Genomic DNA, 19,981 nt, shown 5'->3' with positions numbered 1-19,981 from the left:
CCGGCACGCGGAGCCGCTGAGCGCCGGGCCTCCCACTCCGGGCTCCGGCTCCGGCTCCGGCTCCGGAGGACTAGACCACTGCGTGCGGGGGGCGGACCGTCCCGCTGCCGGGGACCGGCTCGGAGGCGTCGTCGCCGAGCGCGACGATGCGGTTGGCCGCGTCCACGTGCACGACGCTCGGGACGAGCGAGCGCGCCTCGGCGTCGTCGACCTGCGCGTAGCTGATCAGGATGACCAGGTCGCCGGGGTGCACGAGGTGGGCGGCGGCCCCGTTGATCCCGATGACGCCGCTGCCGCGCTCGCCCTCGATCACATAGGTCTCCAGGCGGGCGCCGTTGGTGATGTCGACGATGTGCACGAGCTCGCCGGGCAGCAGGTCGGCGGCGTCCATCAGGTCGCGGTCGACCGTGACGGACCCGACGTAGTGCAGGTCGGCCTGGGTGACGGTGGCGCGGTGGATCTTGGACTTGAACATGGTGCGAAGCATTGAGGCTACTCCCACGAATAGGCTCCCTGCCTGCTTCCTGCAGGTCAAAGGCGGCCTCGACTCTACACCGGAACGCACCGGACGATGCCTGTGAGGAACATCGCTCCGGTCGGGCCGAATGGCTTCCCACCTCGGCTTTCCCATGACACCTGCGCCTGTCGGGGCGACCGCCCAGGAACCTGCGGGGGCTCTTGCTGACCGGATGCCGAGTCACCTGTTGAGCAATCAGATGCATTGAAGGCTCGGACACATCCCCCCGACGGCGCGCCGAGTCCGGGGACATGATGGTCATCGCCTCCGCTGTCGGCGGTGATCGGCGGGTTCAGGACCGGGAAGGCGTAGTAGACGATGCCCAGCCGGTGATCTGGGTGGCGCAGAGCGCGTGGAGGACGACACGGGGCCGCGACCGGTCCCCTGCTCCGGTCGCGGCTCCGCGGGTGTGAAGGTCGGCCATCGAGAGATCAGCAGCATCCGCCGGCAGCGACCGGTTCACTCGCCTCGCTGTCGGCGGTGGCCTCTGCACCGGCGCAGCAGGCGCTGCCCTGCTGCTTGGCCAGGGCGCCGGCGTCCGCCTTGACGACGTACACCTCCCAGGGTTCGCGGCCGGGGCCGTGGACCCACACCTTGTCCTGAAGTGCGTAGCAACAGGTGGTGTCGTTCTCCTCCGTCGTCGGCAGACCGGCCTCGCCCAGGCGGGCAGTGGCGGCGTGCACCGCCTCGGTGGTGCCGACCTCGACGCCGAGGTGGTCCAGATGAGTGTCCTCGTTCTCGGCGCCTTCGATGAGGACGAGCTTGAGCGGCGGTTCCTCGATGGCGAAGTTGGCGTAGCCGTCGCGGAGCTTGGCCGGTTCGGTGCCGAAGAGCTTGCTGTAGAAGGCGACGGACGCCGCCAGGTCGGGTACGCGCAGGGCGAGCTGTACGCGGGACATCGTGTTCCTCCAGCTACGGGTGGGTGGATGGGGCGGGGTCAGCAGCCGCCGGAGACGGCAGGTGCTCCGACTCCGATCTGGAACGCCGTCGGGGTCGCACAGCAGCCGCCGCCGGTCGAGGTGTCGGCGGGCTGGTCGAAGAGGCCGGCGCCCCCGCAGACCCCGGTCTCGGGGAGTACGAGCTCGACGCGTTCGGCGGACTCACGGTCGCCTGCGATGGCGGCGACGACCGAGCGGACCTGCTCGTAGCCCGTGAGGGCCAGGAAGGAGGGAGCTCGGCCGTAGGACTTCATGCCCACCAGGTACACGCCTTCCTCCGGGTGCGCCAGCTCCTTCACACCGTGTGGGTAGACCGTGCCGCAGGAGTGCTGGTTCGGGTCGATCAGCGGAGCCAGCTCGACCGGGGCCTGGAGGCGGTCGTCCAGGCCGAGGCGGAGCTCATCGAGGAAGGTCAGGTCGGGGCGGAAGCCGGTGAGGACGATGACCTCGTCGACCGGCTCGAGCCGATGGCCGTCCTCGGCGACCAGGACCAGGCGCTCGCCGTCGCGCTCGATCGCATCCGTGCGGAAGCCGGTGACGGCGGCCGCGTACCCCTCGTCGACCGCGGCCTTCGCCGCGAGACCGAGGGCCCCACGGGCGGGGAGCTGGTCTGCGCTGCCCCCTCCGAAGGTGTTGCCCGAGATGGCGCGCCGCAGGACCCACGTCGCGCGGGTGTGTGTGCCGTCCTGGGACTGTGCGAGGGCGGCGAGCGAGGCGAGGGCGGTGAAGGCGGAGGCTCCGGAGCCGATGACGGCGGTACGCCGGCCTGCGTATCGGGCGCGCACGGCAGGGTCCTTGAGGTCGGGCACGCGATAGGAGATCCGGTCGGACGCCGCGCGCTCGCCGAGAGCCGGGAGTCCGTCGCCGCCGGCAGGGCTCGGGGTGGACCACGTACCCGAGGCATCGATCACGGCCCGGGCAAGGACACGTTCCTCGCGTCCGTCGGCGTACCGGATGTGCACGGTGAAGGGCTGCTGCTCACGGTCGGCGTCGACAACGCGGTCGCGTCCGGTACGGGAGACGCCGGTGACCCGGGCATCGAGCCGAATCCTGTCGCCGAGGGCGTCCGCGAGCGGCTGGAGATAGGCGTCCGCCCAATCGCCACCGGTCGGATACGTGTCCGCATCAGGCTTCACCCAGCCGGTCGGAGCCAGGAGCTTCTCGGCGACGGGGTCCACGACCTCGGGCCAGGCGGAGAAGAGCCGCACATGGGACCACTCCCGCACCGCGGCTCCCGCCTGGGTGCCGGCCTCAAGGACCAAGGGTTCCAGGCCCCGGTCGACGAGGTGCGCGGCAGCGGCCAGACCGGCAGGCCCGGCTCCAACGACCACGACGGGCAGCTGGTCGATGGTGGAGGCGTTCACGGATCTTCCCCTTTGATTCGACGTTCATCGATCTCTTCGCTTTCAGCATGACACCTGATTCGACAAGCGTCAACATAGACATCTGTCGAATTCAGTACTGCGGGACTCGCCGACACCCCCGGCCAGGCACGGCACTGCCGCGCACTTTCGGAGGCGATCGCGACACACGACCCTTCGGCATGCCGGCGACTCCGACACCGTGAGCCCCCAGTCGACCTCGGAAACTTGCGTCGGCACTCACCATCGGGTCGACCGCTCTCACACACGCAGACAGCACAAGAGGGGCCTCGAATCCCACGGGTGCAGACGCAGAGGGCCCATCTCGCCGAGATCGCACCTACCGCCGCCGCCCGCCTATCGGCACGACCCCGCCCCGTTCAGGAGGCGAATCCCTGCACCACTGGTTCGACATGTGTCAACATAGACACATGTCGAACGTGAGGGTGCTGCCTGTACTGGAGCCCGAGATGGAGCCGTGCTGTCCGCCTCTCGACGAACGGCCGTTGACCGCCGAGGAGGCCGAGCGGACCGCTGTCATGTTCAAAGCGCTTGGCGATCCGGTCCGGCTGCGACTCTTCTCCTCCGTCGCCTCGCACGAGGGGGGCGAGGCGTGCGTCTGCGACATCTCCGATGTCGGCGTCTCCCAGCCCACGGTCTCCCATCACCTGAGGAAGCTGAAGGAAGCCGGGCTGCTCTCCTCGGAACGCCGCGGCACCTGGGTGTACTACCGCGTTGAGCCCACCGTGCTCGCGGCCATGGGAGCTCTCCTCGCCAAGGCCGCCTCGGCCTGACCGACCTCACGATCACCGGGGCGCCCTCGGCAGGGCTTGAATGTGACGGCGGCCCGGGCGATGTCGATCACCCTGTCCTCTCCGAAGAGCAGCACGATCGTGGTAATCAGCAGCTCACCGCCGGCCACGCCCATGATCACCGCGACCAGTCCGATACCGAACCCTGCCATCACTCCAGCAGGCACCTCAACCGGACGCACGCCACCGTCTGGGAGACTCCGCCCCATGACCGGATCAGCCACCCGCACCATCACCGTCGCACCACTCACGGCCGACCACGCCGACGAGGTCGTCGCGATCTACCAGGCCGGCATCGACGAGGGCAACGCCACCTTCGAGACCGTCGCTCCGTCCTGGGAACAGTTCGACGCGGCCAGGATGCCTGAGCATCGATTCGCCGCGGTCGACGAGGCCGGCCGGGTGCTCGGGTGGGTGGCGGCCACGAAGGTCTCCGACCGGTGCGCGTACGCAGGAGTCGTCGAGCACTCCGTGTACGTACACCCCGACGCACGGGGGCGCGGCGTCGCCTCGGTGCTGCTGAAGGCGCTCATCGACTCGACCGAGGCGACCGGGATCTGGACGATTCAGTCCGGCATCTTCCCAGAGAACTCCGCCAGCCTCGCCGTCCACGCCCGTGCGGGCTTCCGGGTCATCGGCACGCGCGAGCGCGTCGGCCGCCACCACGGCGTCTGGCGCGACACCGTCCTCGTGGAGCGTCGCAGTCCGCGCATCGACTGACGGCAAGCAGACACGCATGCTCCCATGCAGGCATGCACACCACGGCAGAGCGGCGCCGCCACCCCTGTTCAGGAGCGGCGGCGCCGAACGTCAGGATGCCCGGGCCGCCGGAGAGATCTCTTCCTTGCCGGCCTTCTCGGTGTCGGCGAGAAACTCGCCCAGCGAGGCCAGGACGCCCGGCGCCGGGCGGTAGTACACCCAGGTGGCGCGCCGCTCGGAAGTGAGCAGGCCCGCTTCCCGGAGCTTCTTCAGATGGTGGCTGACCGTGGGCTGGGAGACGCCCACGTCGGCTATGTCGCAGACGCATGCCTCACCGTTGGGGTGCGAGGCCACTCTGGACAGGAGGCGGAGTCGGACGGGGTCGGCCAGCGCCTTGAACATCGCCGCCATGATCTCGGCGTCCCCTTCGGACAGCGCGGCGGTCACGATGGGTGGGCAGCAGGCGGCAGGGCCCGCACTGGGTAGGCGTGGGGTCGACTCGGTCAAGGGGCCGGCTCCTCACGCCGAGGCCGCGGGGCGGCCCATGACGGCGTCGGCAGCGCTGGGGAAGCAGGCCACGCAGGCGACGTTGATGGAGTAGAGCATCGAGGTCCCCTGGCGCTCGCGCAGGACGAATCGCACGTCGGCGAGCAGCTTCAGGTGGTGGGACACCGTCGACTGCCCGACGCCCATCCGGTCCACGATCTCTCCGACACTCATCGGCCCGGTTGCCAGCGCGAGCAGATTGAGGATCTGCACGCGGGTGGGGTCGGAGAGGGCCTTGAACCAGGTTGCGTAGGACTCGGCCGTGCTTCGGTCGATCAGCTGGGCATTCATCGTACCGCTCATGATCCATCGATGTTATTCGATGACCACCCGCGACGGCAAGGTTCGCTCCAGGCAGATGGGGCCTGCGGAGGGCTCCCCGAGGCCCGCCTGCATCACAGGCACGCCCGGGACTGCGGGCGCGATTGACTGTATAGACACCGCATAGAAGGCATCCAGGCTGGCGCTACCTGGGAACAAGGCCCACTTCCCGGCAACCGCCGCCGGAAGCCCGGGGCGGGCTTCTTCGGCGCGGCAAGGGACCCCGGATCCCCGTTGCCGGACATCTCTTTAATCGTCTATCATCGATATTCGATAAAGGGGATGCCGGTTGAGCTTCCCCACGCGGCTCGCCACGTCCCCCGTACGTTCCTTCACGGCGCCGCTCCCCCTCATGTGTCACCGTCTCAGAGAGGTTCACCTGTGGACGAATTGCTGGCCCTTGGCCGGTTCATCCTGTTCGAGGTGCTGCACTATCTCCCGTGGTTCCTGGTCGCCATCGTGCTGGGGATCGCCGTACAGCGTCTGTCGATCGACGTGGTCGCGCGCCGCAGCTTCGCCCACGGGCGCAGGGGCGTCCTCGGCATCGCCATCGTCACGGCCATCGGAGCGTTCAGCCCCTTCTGCTCCTTCACCGTGATCCCCCTGATCCGCCGCTTCCTGATAGCCGGCGTGCCGCTCTCGGCGGTCATGTCGTTCTGGATCGCCTCCCCCTCCATGGACCCGGAGATCTACGCGCTCTCCGCCGCTCAGCTCGGGCTCCCCATCGCCACGGCTCGCCTCATCGGCGCCCTGGTGCTGAGCTTCGGCGCAGGTCTCATCGTGCTGGCGCTCGAACGGCGTGGGCGGTTCGCCGATCCGCTGCTCGACTCCACCGAGGAGAAGAAGCCCGCGAAGACCTGCTCCCAGGAGACGGTGACCGTTCCCGAGACGGCATGCTCCACGGCGAAGGCGACCGTGCCCGAGTCAGTGACTGTCGGTGGCGGCGGCGCCGGCGGCACGTCCGAGGGCGGCTGCGGAGGTGCCGCACAGGAGCCTGCGCCCGCGACAGGAGGCTGCTCCACCGCCGCACGGAACGACGAGGACGACGACGGGACTCCATGGCGTGTGCTCGTCCGGCGTGACATCAAGAACCTGCGCGCCGGCGAGATCCTCAAGGAGATCGTCAGCGACTCGCTGATCCTGGGCAAGTGGCTGCTGCTTGCCATCGTCCTCGAAGCCCTGATCGTCCGCTACGTGCCCACCGACATCGTGTCGGGCATCCTGGGCACGGACGGCGCACTCTCCGTCCTGGTCGCCGGGCTCATCAGCGTCCCTCTCTACCTCAACGGAGTCGGTGCGATCCCGGTGGTCGAGGGCCTCCTGGACCAGGGCATGGTCGCTGCCGCGGGTGTCACCTTCCTCCTCGGCGGCGCCATCACGACCATCCCGGCGATGGTGGCCGTCAAGAGCGTCGTCAAGGCGAAGGTCTTCGCGTTCTACCTCGGGGTGGGCCTGCTCGGCAGCGTGGGCATCGGCCTGGTCTCGCTGGCGATTCTCTGATCTGGAAATCCTCCTCACCCCCACCCACGCTCCTGTGGCGGTCGACACCGCCGCAGGAGCGTCGCCGTACCCGCCCCACGCGCACCTTCCAGGAGCGCACCCGGAATGGAGCCGAGCATGGCCACTCTCCCAGGCACCGCGATAGCTCTCACCCCCATGACCGACGATCATGCGTCCGCCGTCATGGCGATCTACCAGCAGGGCATCGACGAGGGAAGCGCCACGTTCGAGACGGTCGCACCGCCGTGGAGTGCCTTCGACACCTCCAAGCTGCCGGCCCACAGGCTCGTGGCACTCGACCCGCAACGGCGGGTCGTCGGTTGGACGGCGGTGTCCCGCGTCTCGGCCCGCCCCGCCTACGCAGGGGTCGTCGAGCACTCCGTGTATGTCAGCCCCACGGCCCGCGGAGCCGGCGTGGGACGTGCGCTTCTGGAAGCCTTGATCGACTCCACGGAGAGGGCGGGCATCTGGACGATCCAGGCCGGCATCTTCCCCGAGAACGTGGCGAGCATGGCCCTGCACGAGTCCGCGGGATTCCGTGTGCTGGGCCGGCGGGAGCGCGTGGCCCGCCACCACGGCGTCTGGCGCGACGTCCTGCTGGTGGAGCGCCGTAGCCCGGTGGTCGAATGACTGATGCCGGTCACCTGAGTGACCGGCATCAGCCTGCAAGTCCCTGATCGGTAGGACATGGCCCGTACCGACCACCATGTCACGGGAGCTCGAACGGCAGGTCCATCCCGTCCAGCGCCGTCGCGCACGCGCATTCCCTCTCGCGCTCCAGGACGTCGACGGTCTTCAGGACCAGGCCCTTCAGACGCTCCACGTTCGCCGCGAACACGCGGAACACCTCGCCCTGCGAGACACCTTCTCCGTGCTCCACACCCGCGTCGTAGTCGGTGACCAGGGCTATGGAGGTGTAGCAGAGGGCGAGTTCACGGGCGAGTACGGCTTCGGGGTGTCCCGTCATGTTGATCAGGGACCAGCCGGCAGAGGCGTACCACCGGGACTCCGCACGGGTGGAGAACCGGGGGCCTTCGACGACCACCATGACTCCCCCGTCGTGGACATCCGCGTCCGCCTCCCCTGCGGCCTTGAGTACGGCCGCGCGGCCCGACGCACAGTACGGATCGGCGAACGACACGTGGGTGGCGCCGTGCTCGTAGTACGTCTGCACGCGCCCGGCGGTCCGGTCGACGAGCTGGTCGGGGAGGACGACGCTTCCGGGGCCGAGGGAAGCGCGCAGCGAGCCGACGGCGCAGGGCGCGAGTACCTGCCGTACGCCCAGCGAGCGCAGGGCCCACATGTTGGCGCGGTAGTTGATGCGGTGCGGGGGCAGTTCGTGGTGGCTGCCGTGCCGGGGGAGGAAGGCCACGCTGCGGTCGCCCACGGTGCCGACGGACACCGCGTCGGAGGGTGCGCCGTACGGGGTGGTGACCTCGACGCGCTGTACCGATTGCAGAAGTTCGTAGAAGCCGCTGCCGCCGATGACCGCGATGTCGGCCTTCGGCGCCGAGTCGGACGGATCACTCATCGCTCGGGTCCTCCTGCGTGGGCGTGTCGACCGGGGCAGCGGAGCTGCCCGGGTCGGGTCGGGAAATGAGGGGGGTGAGTGAGGCGACAGCCTTGTGGCCGGGCACGGCCTCGCGGTCGTCCTCGGGGCGGCGCACGGCCACCGTCCGCCAGCCGGCCTCGGCCGCGGCGTCGAGCTCGGCGCCGACGTCGCTGACGAACAGCAGGTCGGCGGGCGCGTACGCCAGCTCCGCCGCGATCGCACGGTAGGAGTCGGCGTCGGCCTTGGGGCCTGCCGTCGTCAGGTCGAAGTAGCCGTCGAGCAGGGGACGCAGGTCGCCGTGGGCGGTGTGGCCGAACCAGTCCCGCTGGGCGGCGACGGAGCCGGAGGAGTAGATGAAGCGGCCCGTGCCCTGTGTCCGCCAGCACTCGAGGGCGGGCGGCACGTCCGGGTACACATGACCGTGCAACTCACCCGCCGCGTACCCGCCCGCCCAGATCAGTCCCTGCAGCGTCTTCAGCGGCGCCGCCTTCGCATCGGCATCGGCCCACTGCTCCAGCAGCGCCAGAGCGCTCGCCTCGTCCTGGACCTCGCCGGTGTGGGCGGCGACCGCGTCCAGGACCTGCCGCCAGGGGGCGGTGCCGCGATGAGCGGCGAGCCAGGGAGCGAGCCGCTCACGCGCGTAGGGGAAGAGGACGTCCCGTACGTGGCTGAGGGAGCCGGTGGTCCCCTCGATGTCGAGGACGACGGCCCGCGGTCCGCTCTCGGGAACTCGGGCCTGTCGGCTGCCCGGCATCAGCCTTCCCGCAGGAGCGCGTCGAGGCGGGGGAAGCCTTCGGCGATGGGCTCCTGGGTGAAGTCGCCCACCCAGCCGTCCTCCTTCTCGAAGAACCGGATGGCGCAGAAGTCCGGAACCGGACCCATGTCGAACCAGTGCCGGGTGCCGGCCGGGACCGACAACAGGTCGCCTGCCTCGCACACGACGGCGTACACGCGGTCGTCGAGGTGCAGGTAGAAGCAGCCGGTGCCGTGGGCGAAGAACCGGACCTCGTCCTCGGCGTGCCGGTGCTCGTCGAGGAACGTCGAGCGTGCCTTGGCCGCACGCTCCTGCCACTGTGCTCCCTCCTCGGGGTGGAGACGGGCGACGTCGACGAGGCGCAGCCCCTGGTCGGCGCACAGCTCGTCGACCTCCGCCCGATAGGCGTCGAGCAGTTCCTCGGAGGAGGTCTGCGGCGTCACCTCTGCGCGCCGCGGCCAGCGGCTGAAGGAGACCGACCGTTCGCGCAGGGCCTGTGCGATGGCGTCCTCGTCGCGGGTGCGGAGCAGGACGGTGTCCGGTGCGTCGTCCGGCATGATCTGCAGCAGTGTCATGGCGCGGTCCTGTGGTCGGGTGCCTGCGCGGCACGGGAGACATGCAGCTCGGCGTGGGAGAGCACGAGCAGCTGGCAGAGCGATTCGAGGCACTCGAGCCGGTTCTTGGCCTGGCTCAGCGAGTCGCCCCACGCGGTGATGCCGTGGTCGGCCAGGAGGAGCCCGGGCGTGCCGTCCGGGTTCGCCGCGAGGTGGGCGGCCACGTCGTCTGCGATCCGTTCGACCTGGGGCCAGTTGGGGAAGACCGGCAGGTCCGCGAAGGCCGGATCCCTCAGTCCCAGGCCCTTGAGCAGCTCGAAGCGCTCCATCCGCACCGAGGAGACTGCGTCCCGGGCAGCGGCACGGTGGGCGACGACGGTGGCGTACGGGGAGTGGACGTGGATGACGGCGCGGGCTCCGGTGACGCGGTAGACCGCCGCGTGGATGGAGGTCTCCGCCGACGGGCGGTCCTGGCCGGGATGGGACGCCTGGCCTGTGCGGGCGGCGACCTCGACGACATCACGGGCGGTCAGCTCGCCTTTGTCCCGGCCGCTCGCCGTGATCAGTGCGCGCCCGGGTTCGTCGGGCAGCCGCATGGAGATGTTGCCGGACGTGCCCGGCATCCATCCGCGCTCGTACAGGGTGCGGGAGACGTCGGCCAGCTGCTGGGCGGTCTGCTTGCCGGCGGCGGTCGACGGCGCGTAGCTCATGCGCTCACCTCGGATGTGTGGTGGACACCGTGCTCGGAGACGATGGCGGTGATCAGAGAGGCGGGGGTGACGTCGAAGGCGGGGTTGTACGCGCGGGTACCGAGCGGAGTGGTGCGGATCCCGCCGCAGGAGGTCACCTCGTCGTCGGCGCGTTCCTCGATGACGATGTCCCGGCCGTCGGCGAGGGACCTGTCCCAGGACGATTCGGGGGCGACGACGATGAACGGGATGCCGTGGTGGGCGGCGGCGATCGCCAGCGCGTAGGTGCCGATCTTGTTGGCCACGTCCCCGCGCGCGGTGATGCGGTCGGCTCCGACGATGACGCAGTCGACGAGCCCCTGACGCATGGACGCCGCGGCCGCGCTGTCGACGCACACGCGGTGCGGCACACCGGCTTCGGCAAGTTCCCAGGCCGTCAGCCGGGCCCCTTGCAGGAGCGGCCGGGTCTCGTTCACGAGGACTTCCGTGACCCTTCCGGAGTCGGCGAGCGCGAGGATCGTACCGAGGGCGGTACCCACGGCGGCGGTCGCGAGCCGGCCGGTGTTGCAGTGGGTCAGGAGCCGCAGGGACCGCTGCGGGCAGCGGTCCCGAACCGCCTGGACGGCGTGGGCGACCATCCGCCGGTTGACTGCCAGGTCCTCGTCGATCATGGCGGTGGCTTCCGCCAGGACCGCGTCCGGGCCGTCGCCGAGTTTCGCCAGAGCGCGGTCGACGGCCCAGGCCAGGTTCACCGCCGTGGGACGCGCGGCGGCAAGCCGTTGGGCGTCGCCTTCCACGGCCGTCCGCCCGTCCTGGGTGCTGCCCTGCGAGCAGTGGGCGTACGCCGAGAGCGCGACGCCCAGGGCGCCCGCGAGACCGATGGAGGGGGCGCCCCGTACCGCGAGGGTCGTGATGGCGGTGATGACGTCGTCCACCGTGCTCAGGCGCAGGAGCCTCCGCTCGTGGGGAAGCGCGCGCTGATCGAGGGTGACGATCGCGTGGTCGTCCCAGCGCAGTGACGGCTGGTCGGAGGGCTTGCTCACGGGCTGCGGCTCCTTGAGGCCTGAAAGGTGAACCGGTCGGTCAGCCGGTCAGAGGGCGAGCCCGTAGTTCGACCAGGGTGGGCGCCGCCTCCACGTCGGCGATCACCTGGTCGTGCTCGTCGCCGACGGCGATGACATAGCCGTATCGGTTCATGTACGCCCGCGGCGGGAGGGCGAGCCGGATGCCGGGGCCGGCTGTCGCGACCGCGCTGTGCACCGTTGGCCCGAAGAGATCGGTGCGGACGGTCACTTCGACGGCCTCGCAGTCGCGCTCCGGGTAGAGGAACCTGATGGCCGCGGTCCTCTGGGCCTTGGGCGCCGTGTCGGGGACGAGCCCGGCCGCCACGTAAGCGGCCGCGACGGCGGGATCGGTCCCGGTGGCGAGCATTCCGACGAGGGGGATGAAGTCGCCGCCGAGGCGCGCGTTGATCTCGACGAGGCGGGGACCCTTGGGGGTGAGCTTGAACTCGGTGTGCGTGAAACCGTGTTCGAAGCCGAGCGCCTTGTGGATGCGGTGCAGCTGGTCCAGGAGTTCAGCGTCCTGGAGGAGAGGATCAGCGGCGTCGACCGTGTGGCCGGTCTCCTCGAAGTACGGGTCCATGCCGACCTGCTTGCGCGCCACGATCATCGGGGCGCACACGCCGTCGACGACAACCGCGTCGATACTGATCTCGGGGCCGGTGAGGTACTCCTCGACCAGGACGTCGGCTTCGTAGCGGGGCACCCCGGGCCAGTTGGCCGAGCTGGCCGCCTCGAAGGCCGCTTCGACGGCGTCGCCGTGGTCGGCCCGGACGACACCGAGACTGCCGGCGAGTCCACGAGCCTTGACGACCACGGGGTAGCCGGTCGCGTCGGCCGCACGACGTGCCTCGGCCGCCGTCGCCACCGCGGTGCAGGCCGGCTGCGGCACGTCCGCTGCCGTCAGCCGTGCTCGGGTGGTCGCCTTGTCGCGGCAGGAGAGCACCGCGTCGGGCGCGCTACCGGGCAGGCCGAGGGCTTCGGCGAGTCGCGCGGCGGCGTGCACGAGGGACTCGTCGTAGGTGAAGACCCCCGCGACGGGGAACTGTTCCCTGACCTTCTTCACCTCGACGAGGAGCTCGTCGAGGTTCCTGGTGTCGAGGAGCGAGGCCCCCTCCACGTAGGGCAGTTGCCAGCTCGGCTCGTGGGCGTCGAGGAGCCACAGGCGGAAGTGGCGGGAGACGGCCGCCACGATGTACTCCCGGTAGCGGCGGTCACCGCTGCCCATGAGGAGCAGGACCGGTGCCTCGGTGGTAGTCGAGTGCGGTTGGGTCGTGGCGGCCATGGCGGGAACCTTCGTGTCGACGTGGGGTCGGGGCCGAGGCCGGCCGACGTAGGTGCAGAGCCCAGGTCGGAACGACGCTGTCGGCCGACGGCCGGAACCATTCCAGCATTGAGCGATGTATGTCAATAGATCGATGAACGGCCGAAGGTCGTCCCGTAGTCGGACACCACCGCCACACGGCACGCCTGCACTGATTCGTCCGGCTCTGGGGGTGCTTGGGCAAGTCGTTCAAGGCATCCTGCTCGCACATTCACGCAGATGAGCACGGTAGGGGCAAAGCGCGCCCACACGCCTTGCGTCGCCGAAGGGTCCCGTCGTGAGGCTCCACACCGCCACCTGGGCCGTGAGGCGAACGGCCAGAATTGATCGGCACCTATCGATTCTGCAGACCCGGCGGATGACTCTGGATCCAACCCGCAGCGGGGTCGTCAGAGCGGCGGGGAGGGGGTAGCCTGCGCGCACGGATCGCGATCCGCAACCCGCGAGGTCACGGGTGAGCGGACGTCGAGACGACGCGGGCGCTCCGACGGTGAAGCGGCCGAGCTCTCAACCGCAAGGCCGCCGGGGTGAAGAGGCGTCGCATCCCCGTTCGGCCAAACCACCGAAGAAGGTGGCCAGGTCGGTCAGCACCTCGGAACGCAGCCGGTAGTAGGTGAAACGCCCGCAGGGCTCGGTCTCCACGACGCCCGCTTCCCGGAGAACCCTGAGATGGTTCGACAGGTTCGTCTGCCGCGCACCTGTCTCCTCGACGAGGTGAGTCGTACACAGCGACTCGCGGGCGAGCAGGCACACGACGCGAAGCCGCAGGGGGTCCGCCAGGGCCCTCAGCAGTTCCGCGTTCACCGACGTCAGCATGGCCCGATCGTGACACACCGAGCACAAGCAGTGTCAACCATCAGATTTCTGAACCCCCCTTGCACGCAACTCATTTGAGGAGCCACAGGTGTCCCGGATGCCCTCTGTCCTGTTCGTCTGCATTCACAACGCCGGTCGGTCTCAGATGGCCGCCGCGTGGCTTCGGCACCTGGCCGGCGACCGGATCGAGGTCCGCTCGGCGGGCTCCGCCCCGGCCGCGGCAGTGAATCCTGCCGCGGTCGAAGCGATGCGCGAAGTCGGGATCGACATGTCCGCAGAGGTCCCCAAGATCCTCACCACGGAGGCAGTCGGAGAAGCGGACGTGTGCGTCACGATGGGCTGCGGGGACACCTGTGCGGTCTTCCCCGGTAAGCGCTACCTCGATTGGCAGCTCGACGACCCGGCCGGGCAGGGGGTGGAGGCAGTGCGCCCCATCCGCGACACCATCAGGAGCCTCGTCGAACATCTCATCGTGGAGATTGACGCATCGCGGGCGCGCTGAACGAAGGTGGTCAGAACGGTGAGCCGTCGATGCTTCGAGGGAAGGCGTGCGTTCGGAGCTCGCGAAGAGCATCCCAGCGGATCGAGAACCAGGCCCAGGTCCCTCGCTGTTCGCGGCGCAGCAGGCCAGCCGCGGTGAGAATCTTCAGGTGACGGCTCACCGTGGGCTGCGCCAGGTCGAGCGAATCGGTCAGGTCACAGACGCAGAGCTCCCCGGCCGGCGCCTGATCGATGAGGTGGACGATCTGCAGGCGGGTCTGGTCGGCCATCGCCTTCAACTGGACGGTCAGCGTCTCGACTTCTTCGCGGTCGACCGGCAGCCCGGGAGAGCGGGGCGCACAGTGCTCCTCACTCACGTCCTCGATCGGTATGCCCGCCAGCGGAGTTGCCATCCGGACACCATACGAGCCGACGAGATCACATGGCGAGTCCGACGGTCGACATCACCAGGCGTCCACACTTCGCACACTCGCGCCCCACCTCATCGCAGCAGTGCGGCAATCGTTCGCGCGGCTTCGCGGGCGGGACGGCCGACACCGACGAGGGTGGCCGAGGCGGGCCCGGTCCAGTCGCCGTACCCGAGCAGATGAAGTCGGGGCTCTCCGACAGCCTCTGTTCCCCGGGTGGGGATGTATCCGCGTGGACCGCGGAGTCCGAGCGGGGCGAGATGGGCGAGAGCGGGACGGAAGCCGGTGCACCAGATGATCACGTCGGACTCGGCGCGCGTACCGTCAGACCACTCGACACCGGCCCCCGTCACACGTGCGAACATCGGCTGCGCCTTGAGGAGGCCCGCATCGCGGGCTTCACGTACGGGCGGTACAGCGACGATGTCACCGAGCGAAGCGACTCCCCCGCCGTCGGTGCGGCCTTCGTCGAGGGCCCGGCGGCGGGCGGTGGCGTGGTCGAAGAGGGCACGGCCGTCGATGTCGTCGGAAAGGAACCGCGGGGGACGCTGCGTGACCCAGGTGAGGTCGGCGTCGTACGCGAGATCGGCGGCGATCTGTGCCCCGGAGTTCCCTCCTCCGACGACGGTCACGCGCATTCCGGCGAACTCGCCGGGGGCGCGGTACTCGACGGTGTGGAGCTGCCGCCCCCGGAACGCGTCACGGCCGGGGACGGCGGGGAGGAACGGCCGTGACCACGTTCCGGTGGCACTGACGACCGCGCGGGCGCGCCATGTGCCGGAGTCGGTCTCGACGCGAAGGTGCCCGCCGTCGCGGCGGACCGCCTCGACGCGAACGGGCCGGTGGACGGGGAGCTCGTATCGCTGCTCGTAGTCGGTCAGGTAGTCGACGACGTGTGTTGCGTCGGGGTACGTCTCCCCCTGCTGCGGCGGCATGAGGCGACCGGGCAGGGACGAGTAGGCGGCCGGCGAGAAGAGGTGCAGCGATTCCCACATGTGCTGCCAGGCCCCACCCGGCGCCGGCTGAGCGTCCAGGACGGCGAAGTCGAGGCTGCCGTGACGGCGCAGGTGGTACCCGGCTGCGAGTCCCGCCTGGCCACCGCCGATCACGACGACGTCGAGTGAGCTGCTCATCTCTCCGGCTTCCCTTCGTACGACGGCGCCCCGCCCGGTCGGAGGGCGAGGCACCGAGGAATGGCGTGGCCGCGCTACCGCTGGGCAGGGGCGAACTTCTTGCGCCACGCCAGCGACACGTACACGAGCGCGACCAGGACGGGCACCTCGATGAGTGGGCCGACGACTCCTGAGAGCGCCTGTCCGGAGGTGACACCGAAGGTGGCGATGGCGACGGCGATGGCGAGTTCGAAGTTGTTGCCGGCGGCGGTGAAAGCGAGCGTCGCAGTGCGGTCGTAGGTGAGGCCGATGGCCTTGCCGAGGGCGAAGGTGCCGAACCACATGACCGCGAAGTAGACGAGGAGCGGCAGCGCGATCCTCGCGACGTCCAGCGGCTGCGAGGTGATGGTCTTCCCCTGGAGGGCGAAGAGGATGACGATCGTGAACAGCAACCCGTAGAGCGCCCACGGTCCGATCTTCGGCAAGAACGTCGTCTCGTACGCTTCCCGGCCCATCCTCCTCTCGCCGATCCGACGGGTGAGGAATCCGGCCACCAGCGGAACGCCGAGGAAGATGACGACATTCAGGGCGATCTTCCACATCGAGATGTCGAGCGTCTCGCCCTCGCCCAGGCCCAGCCAGCCGGGCAGCAGGTCGAGGTAGAACCAGCCCAGGACGCCGAAGGCGACGACCTGGAAGACCGAGTTCAGGGCGACGAGGACGGCGGCGGCTTCACGGTCACCGCAGGCGAGGTCATTCCAGATGATCACCATGGCGATGCAGCGCGCCAGGCCGACGATGATCAGACCGGTGCGGTACTCGGGCAGGTCGGGAAGGAAGATCCAGGCGAGGGCGAACATGAGTGCCGGGCCGAGGATCCAGTTGATGACGAGCGACGAGACCATGAGCTTCTTGTCGCCGGTGACGGCGTCGAGCCTGTCGTACCGGACCTTGGCGAGCACCGGGTACATCATGATCAGCAAACCGACGGCGATGGGCAGCGAGATGCCGCCGATCTCGACCCTGGCCAGGGCGTCATTCAGGCCGGGGATCAGCCGCCCGAGCCCGAGACCGAGGCCCATGGCGACGAGGATCCAGACGGCGAGGAAACGGTCGAGCGTCGACAACTTCGCGACGACCGAGGAATCCGCCGCCCGAGCGGGCGCATGGGTGGGGGTCACGGACAGGCCCTCTTGTTCGCGGCAGCGGTACGGGCGGACTCGGCCAGGTCGGCGAACTGGCCGGCGAGCTGGGCGATGACGTCCGGCTTCAGGCGGTAGTAGGTGAATCGACCGCATGGCTCTGTCTCCACCACACCGGCCTCACGCAACACGCGCAGATGGTTGGAGAGGTTGGTCTGCCTGGCGCCCGTCTCCTCGACGAGGTGGGTGGTACAGAGGGTCTCGCGGGCGAGCAGGGTCACGATCTGGAGTCTGAGGGGATCGGCCAGAACCCGAATCAGATCAGTATCGACTGACGTCATCATGGACTGATACTCTCACATCACTCGTCGCTGACACCAGTCGAGGCTGACCTCTTGCCGGCAAGGAAGTACCGATGACCACCGCTCCGCTCGCCTCCGTGCTCTTCGTCTGCGTCCACAACGCGGGCCGCTCCCAGATGGCCGCCGGATTCCTCGATCACCTGGCCGGCGACCGCGTCGAGGTCCGCTCCGCCGGTTCACTCCCGGGCGACCAGGTCAACCCGGCCGCCGTCGAGGCCATGGCCGAGGTTGGCGTCGACATCTCCGACCAGAAGCCGAAGGTGCTGACCACCGAGGCCGTCCAGGCATCCGACTACGTCATCACCATGGGCTGCGGCGACGCCTGCCCGATCTTCCCCGGCAAGAAGTACCTCGACTGGGTCCTGGAGGACCCGGCAGGCCAGGGTGTCGAGGCAGTCCGCCCCATCCGTGACGAGATCAAGCTCCTGATCGAGGGGCTCGTCGCCGAGATCGACGCGAAGCAGGAGGCGTGACTCCCTTGGCCGACCCGACGACAGCGACCGGGGGCGACGTCCGTGAGGTCATCGTCATAGGCTCCGGCCCCGCCGGATACACCGCAGCCCTCTACACCGCCCGAGCCCAGCTCAGGCCGCTGCTCTTCGGCAGTTCGATCTTCGTCGGCGGGTCCCTGACCACGACGACGGAGGTCGAGAACTTCCCCGGCTTCCGCACCGGCATCGAAGGCCCTGACCTCATGGACAACATGAGGGCCCAGGCCGAGCGCTTCGGCGCCGAGATGATCGACGACGACATCGTCTCCGTCGACCTGACCGGCGACATCAAGGAAGTCACCGACAGCGAGGGCACTGTCCACCGTGCCAAGACCGTGATCATCGCGACCGGTTCCGGCTACCGCAAGCTCGGCCTGCCGAACGAGGACGAGCTCTCGGGCCGCGGCGTCTCGTGGTGCGCCACCTGCGACGGCTTCTTCTTCCGCGACCGCGACATCATCGTGGTCGGCGGCGGGGACACCGCCATGGAGGAAGCCACCTTCCTCACCCGCTTCGCCCGTTCCGTCACCGTCGTCCATAGGCGCTCGACCCTGCGTGCCTCCCAGGTCATGCAGAACCGCGCCTTCGCGGACGACAGAATCTCCTTCGCCTTCGACAGCGAGATCGCGGAGATCAAGTCCGAGAACGGCATGCTCGCCGGAGTCGTCCTGCGCGACATCTTCACCGGCAGGACCCGCGACGTCGACGCCACTGGCCTGTTCATCGCCATCGGCCACGACCCGCGCACCGAGCTCTTCGCCGGCCAGATCGACCTCGACGACGAGGGCTACGTCACGGTGGTGTCGCCCTCCACTCACACGAACCTGCCTGGCGTCTTCGCCGCCGGCGACGTCGTCGACCACACGTACCGGCAGGCCATCACTGCGGCAGGCTCCGGCTGCCGGGCCGCACTCGACGCGGAGCGATACCTCGCCGCCCTTGCCGACGGGAGCGTGACCAGGGCCGGCGTCGCCGCCGCAGCCTGAGGCCGCACCGCGGCCCAGCTGTGGACCTCCCCATGAACACCGGCTCCTGCTCGTCACGTTGGCGGACCTGACGGGCAGGAGCTGGTCCTCTCCCAGGTCGGCATGGTGAGTCGTACTCCGGCCGGTCTTCCCATCAACTCCACGGCCACGAGGCAGCACAAGGAGCCGGCAACGAGACTCGTTGCCGGCTGGTCTGCTCTCAGAGCAGCGGCCGAGAGGACTTCAGCTGGATGTCGGCTTCCGACAGGAGTCGAGCGGGGCGCCGATGAGGATGTCGGCAGCGCTGGGAAAATCGGTGATGCAGTGGGGGTTGACGGCGTACCGGATGCTGGCGCCGGCACGGCGCCGGGTCAGGAAGCGGACGGCGTGGAGGATCTTCAGGTGGTGCGAGACCGTCGACTGGTTGAGGCGAAGATGGTCGGCGATCTCCCCCACCGGCACGGGCTCCGGGCGACCGCTCAGAAACCGCATGATGCGGATGCGCGTGGGGTCTGCCAGGGCTCGGAACCAGCGGGCGTACTCCTCGACGGTGTCCCGGTCGAGCGACGTTTCGGACATGGGCATCCTTAGCGGACCACGAGGAGAACTGCCGCCGCGAGCCGCGGACCAACCGTGCCATCAAGAGCCGGCGACTGCTGCTCACGCCGGAATCGGCATATGGCGAGCACGCGGGTGCACAACGTGGCCAGGTGTCCGCGGCCTGAGCTTCGGCTCCGGCCACGGACACCTGGCCGTGACGACGTGGTCAGCAGCAGGTGCCGCCGGGCTCGCACTCCTGCGCGGCGGCGGTGCTGTCGACCGGCTTGCGGGCGCGGATGATCGCGGCATGGAGGCCGTCGGCCGCCTCCTGGGTGAAGACGACCTCCGCGTCCTTCAGTCCTACCGCGTCGAGGAGTTCCTTGTACTCGGCGACCGAGAGAGCGCCGGCGATGCACTGGCTGTGCCCGCCGCGTTCGGCTCGCTCCTCGGGGCTGAGCCGATCCTCGGCGACGACGTCGCTGATGCCGAGGCGGCCGCCGGGGGTGAGGACGCGCGCCATCTCGGCGAAGACGGCGGGCTTGTTCAACGACAGGTTGATCACGCAGTTGGAGATGATCACATCGACGGTGTCGGCCGGCAGCGGGATGGACTCGATCGTCCCCTTGAGGAGGACGACATTGTCGATCTCGGCGTCCTCGACGTTGCGGGCGGCGAGAGCGAGCATCTCCTCCAGGAAGTCCAGGCCGAAGACGCGGCCGTCGGGTCCGACGCGCCGGGCGCTGAGGATGACGTCCAGGCCGCCGCCGGAGCCGAGGTCCAGGACCGTCTCGCCCTCGCGCAGTTCGGCGACGGCGCTCGGGTTGCCGCAGCCGAGGCTGGCGAGGAGGGCGGCATCCGGGGCGGTGCCCGGGCCGATCTCGTCGTATGCGGCAGGGCCGAAGGTCTGCGGGTCCGGCGAGCAGCAGGCTCCGCTTGTCTCGGCTTCGGCGGCCTTGGCCCGGTAGTACTCCCGGACCTCTTCCTGCAGGCTGCCGGCAGTGGTGGTGTCGCTCATGA

General features: G+C 69.4%; 25 protein-coding genes. 7 read left to right on the top strand and 18 right to left on the bottom strand.

Annotated features, from left to right (window positions below; genetic code table 11):
• Positions 1-70 precede the first annotated feature (70 nt).
• From panD to IAG43_RS29725, 3 genes are all read right to left on the bottom strand, one after another.
• Positions 71-487 carry an aspartate 1-decarboxylase gene (panD, locus tag IAG43_RS29735; RefSeq protein WP_187743746.1) on the bottom strand — a complete coding sequence of 139 codons (417 nt, stop codon included), beginning with the start codon at positions 485-487 and terminating at the stop codon, positions 71-73.
• Positions 488-948: 461 nt separating this feature from the next.
• Entirely contained in the window at positions 949-1,416 is a 468-nt protein-coding gene (locus IAG43_RS29730) for an ArsI/CadI family heavy metal resistance metalloenzyme (protein WP_187743745.1), read from the bottom strand.
• A gap of 38 nt (positions 1,417-1,454) precedes the next feature.
• Positions 1,455-2,819, bottom strand: coding sequence for an NAD(P)-binding domain-containing protein (locus tag IAG43_RS29725; RefSeq protein WP_187743744.1), 1,365 nt, complete (start codon positions 2,817-2,819; stop codon positions 1,455-1,457).
• A gap of 428 nt (positions 2,820-3,247) precedes the next feature.
• Between IAG43_RS29725 and IAG43_RS29720 the strand changes: the two genes are divergently transcribed.
• Both IAG43_RS29720 and IAG43_RS29715 read left to right on the top strand, forming a co-directional pair.
• A complete protein-coding gene (locus IAG43_RS29720; RefSeq protein WP_187743743.1) occupies positions 3,248-3,610 on the top strand; it encodes an ArsR/SmtB family transcription factor in 363 nt (120 codons plus the stop codon).
• Positions 3,611-3,835: 225 nt separating this feature from the next.
• Positions 3,836-4,348 carry a GNAT family N-acetyltransferase gene (locus IAG43_RS29715; protein ID WP_187743742.1) on the top strand — a complete coding sequence of 171 codons (513 nt, stop codon included), beginning with the start codon at positions 3,836-3,838 and terminating at the stop codon, positions 4,346-4,348.
• A gap of 90 nt (positions 4,349-4,438) precedes the next feature.
• On the opposite strand, the gene IAG43_RS29710 is transcribed toward IAG43_RS29715, so the two are convergent.
• The gene (locus tag IAG43_RS29710; protein ID WP_187744711.1) at positions 4,439-4,738 is read right to left on the bottom strand and encodes an ArsR/SmtB family transcription factor; all 300 of its coding nucleotides are present in this window, start codon (positions 4,736-4,738) and stop codon (positions 4,439-4,441) included.
• Between the two features lie 108 nt (positions 4,739-4,846).
• A complete protein-coding gene (locus IAG43_RS29705) occupies positions 4,847-5,176 on the bottom strand; it encodes an ArsR/SmtB family transcription factor (RefSeq protein WP_229902042.1) in 330 nt (109 codons plus the stop codon).
• A gap of 399 nt (positions 5,177-5,575) precedes the next feature.
• Between IAG43_RS29705 and IAG43_RS29700 the strand changes: the two genes are divergently transcribed.
• Complete coding sequence (locus tag IAG43_RS29700) at positions 5,576-6,694, top strand: permease (RefSeq protein WP_187743741.1); 1,119 nt, start codon at positions 5,576-5,578, stop codon at positions 6,692-6,694.
• Between the two features lie 117 nt (positions 6,695-6,811).
• On the top strand, positions 6,812-7,324 hold the full coding sequence (locus tag IAG43_RS29695; protein ID WP_246574617.1) for a GNAT family N-acetyltransferase: 513 nt from the start codon (positions 6,812-6,814) through the stop codon (positions 7,322-7,324).
• Between the two features lie 79 nt (positions 7,325-7,403).
• On the opposite strand, the gene IAG43_RS29690 is transcribed toward IAG43_RS29695, so the two are convergent.
• The 7 genes from IAG43_RS29690 to IAG43_RS29660 all read right to left on the bottom strand — a co-directional run bounded on the left by IAG43_RS29690 (position 7,404) and on the right by IAG43_RS29660 (position 13,444).
• The gene (locus IAG43_RS29690; RefSeq protein WP_187743739.1) at positions 7,404-8,225 is read right to left on the bottom strand and encodes an S-methyl-5'-thioadenosine phosphorylase; all 822 of its coding nucleotides are present in this window, start codon (positions 8,223-8,225) and stop codon (positions 7,404-7,406) included.
• Positions 8,218-9,000 carry an acireductone synthase gene (mtnC, locus tag IAG43_RS29685; RefSeq protein ID WP_187743738.1) on the bottom strand — a complete coding sequence of 261 codons (783 nt, stop codon included), beginning with the start codon at positions 8,998-9,000 and terminating at the stop codon, positions 8,218-8,220. The genes IAG43_RS29690 and mtnC overlap by 8 nt, the downstream gene beginning before the upstream one ends.
• Positions 9,000-9,575 (bottom strand): 1,2-dihydroxy-3-keto-5-methylthiopentene dioxygenase, encoded by a 576-nt coding sequence (locus IAG43_RS29680; RefSeq protein ID WP_187743737.1) that lies wholly within the window; start codon positions 9,573-9,575, stop codon positions 9,000-9,002. The genes mtnC and IAG43_RS29680 overlap by 1 nt, the downstream gene beginning before the upstream one ends.
• The gene (mtnB, locus tag IAG43_RS34715) at positions 9,572-10,264 is read right to left on the bottom strand and encodes a methylthioribulose 1-phosphate dehydratase (RefSeq protein ID WP_187743736.1); all 693 of its coding nucleotides are present in this window, start codon (positions 10,262-10,264) and stop codon (positions 9,572-9,574) included. The genes IAG43_RS29680 and mtnB overlap by 4 nt, the downstream gene beginning before the upstream one ends.
• Complete coding sequence (gene mtnA, locus IAG43_RS34710) at positions 10,261-11,286, bottom strand: S-methyl-5-thioribose-1-phosphate isomerase (protein WP_187743735.1); 1,026 nt, start codon at positions 11,284-11,286, stop codon at positions 10,261-10,263. The genes mtnB and mtnA overlap by 4 nt, the downstream gene beginning before the upstream one ends.
• 40 nt (positions 11,287-11,326) lie before the next feature.
• Positions 11,327-12,589 (bottom strand): ATP-grasp domain-containing protein, encoded by a 1,263-nt coding sequence (locus IAG43_RS29665; protein WP_187743734.1) that lies wholly within the window; start codon positions 12,587-12,589, stop codon positions 11,327-11,329.
• A gap of 546 nt (positions 12,590-13,135) precedes the next feature.
• A complete protein-coding gene (locus IAG43_RS29660; protein ID WP_187743733.1) occupies positions 13,136-13,444 on the bottom strand; it encodes an ArsR/SmtB family transcription factor in 309 nt (102 codons plus the stop codon).
• Between the two features lie 88 nt (positions 13,445-13,532).
• On the opposite strand from IAG43_RS29660, the gene IAG43_RS29655 reads away from it, so the two are divergent.
• On the top strand, positions 13,533-13,946 hold the full coding sequence (locus tag IAG43_RS29655; protein WP_187743732.1) for an arsenate reductase/protein-tyrosine-phosphatase family protein: 414 nt from the start codon (positions 13,533-13,535) through the stop codon (positions 13,944-13,946).
• 10 nt (positions 13,947-13,956) lie between these two features.
• On the opposite strand, the gene IAG43_RS29650 is transcribed toward IAG43_RS29655, so the two are convergent.
• The 4 genes from IAG43_RS29650 to IAG43_RS29635 form a co-directional block, all read right to left on the bottom strand.
• A complete protein-coding gene (locus IAG43_RS29650; protein ID WP_187743731.1) occupies positions 13,957-14,337 on the bottom strand; it encodes an ArsR/SmtB family transcription factor in 381 nt (126 codons plus the stop codon).
• Between the two features lie 89 nt (positions 14,338-14,426).
• Complete coding sequence (locus IAG43_RS29645; protein ID WP_187743730.1) at positions 14,427-15,485, bottom strand: ArsO family NAD(P)H-dependent flavin-containing monooxygenase; 1,059 nt, start codon at positions 15,483-15,485, stop codon at positions 14,427-14,429.
• Positions 15,486-15,559: 74 nt separating this feature from the next.
• A complete protein-coding gene (gene arsB / locus IAG43_RS29640) occupies positions 15,560-16,645 on the bottom strand; it encodes an ACR3 family arsenite efflux transporter (protein ID WP_187743729.1) in 1,086 nt (361 codons plus the stop codon).
• Positions 16,642-16,950, bottom strand: a complete 309-nt coding sequence (locus tag IAG43_RS29635; RefSeq protein WP_187743728.1) for an ArsR/SmtB family transcription factor — start codon at positions 16,948-16,950, stop codon at positions 16,642-16,644. Before IAG43_RS29635 ends, arsB begins: the two co-directional genes overlap by 4 nt.
• Positions 16,951-17,021: 71 nt before the next feature.
• On the opposite strand from IAG43_RS29635, the gene IAG43_RS29630 reads away from it, so the two are divergent.
• Both IAG43_RS29630 and trxB read left to right on the top strand, forming a co-directional pair.
• Complete coding sequence (locus tag IAG43_RS29630; protein ID WP_187743727.1) at positions 17,022-17,441, top strand: arsenate reductase ArsC; 420 nt, start codon at positions 17,022-17,024, stop codon at positions 17,439-17,441.
• A 5-nt stretch (positions 17,442-17,446) separates the two neighbouring features.
• Positions 17,447-18,445: a thioredoxin-disulfide reductase gene (trxB, locus tag IAG43_RS29625; RefSeq protein WP_187743726.1), complete on the top strand. Its 999-nt coding sequence runs from the start codon at positions 17,447-17,449 to the stop codon at positions 18,443-18,445.
• Positions 18,446-18,667: 222 nt separating this feature from the next.
• Here the strand turns inward: trxB and IAG43_RS29620 are convergent, their stop codons facing one another.
• Positions 18,668-19,003 carry an ArsR/SmtB family transcription factor gene (locus IAG43_RS29620; RefSeq protein WP_187743725.1) on the bottom strand — a complete coding sequence of 112 codons (336 nt, stop codon included), beginning with the start codon at positions 19,001-19,003 and terminating at the stop codon, positions 18,668-18,670.
• Positions 19,004-19,190: 187 nt separating this feature from the next.
• Positions 19,191-19,979 (bottom strand): methyltransferase domain-containing protein, encoded by a 789-nt coding sequence (locus tag IAG43_RS29615; protein ID WP_187743724.1) that lies wholly within the window; start codon positions 19,977-19,979, stop codon positions 19,191-19,193.
• Positions 19,980-19,981: the final 2 nt, after the last annotated feature.

This window comes from Streptomyces genisteinicus, from assembly GCF_014489615.1.
Classification (GTDB): Bacteria; Actinomycetota; Actinomycetes; order Streptomycetales; family Streptomycetaceae; genus Streptomyces; species Streptomyces genisteinicus.
The sequence above is the reverse complement of the archived record's forward strand: the minus strand, read 5'-3'. Positions and strand labels throughout refer to the sequence as shown.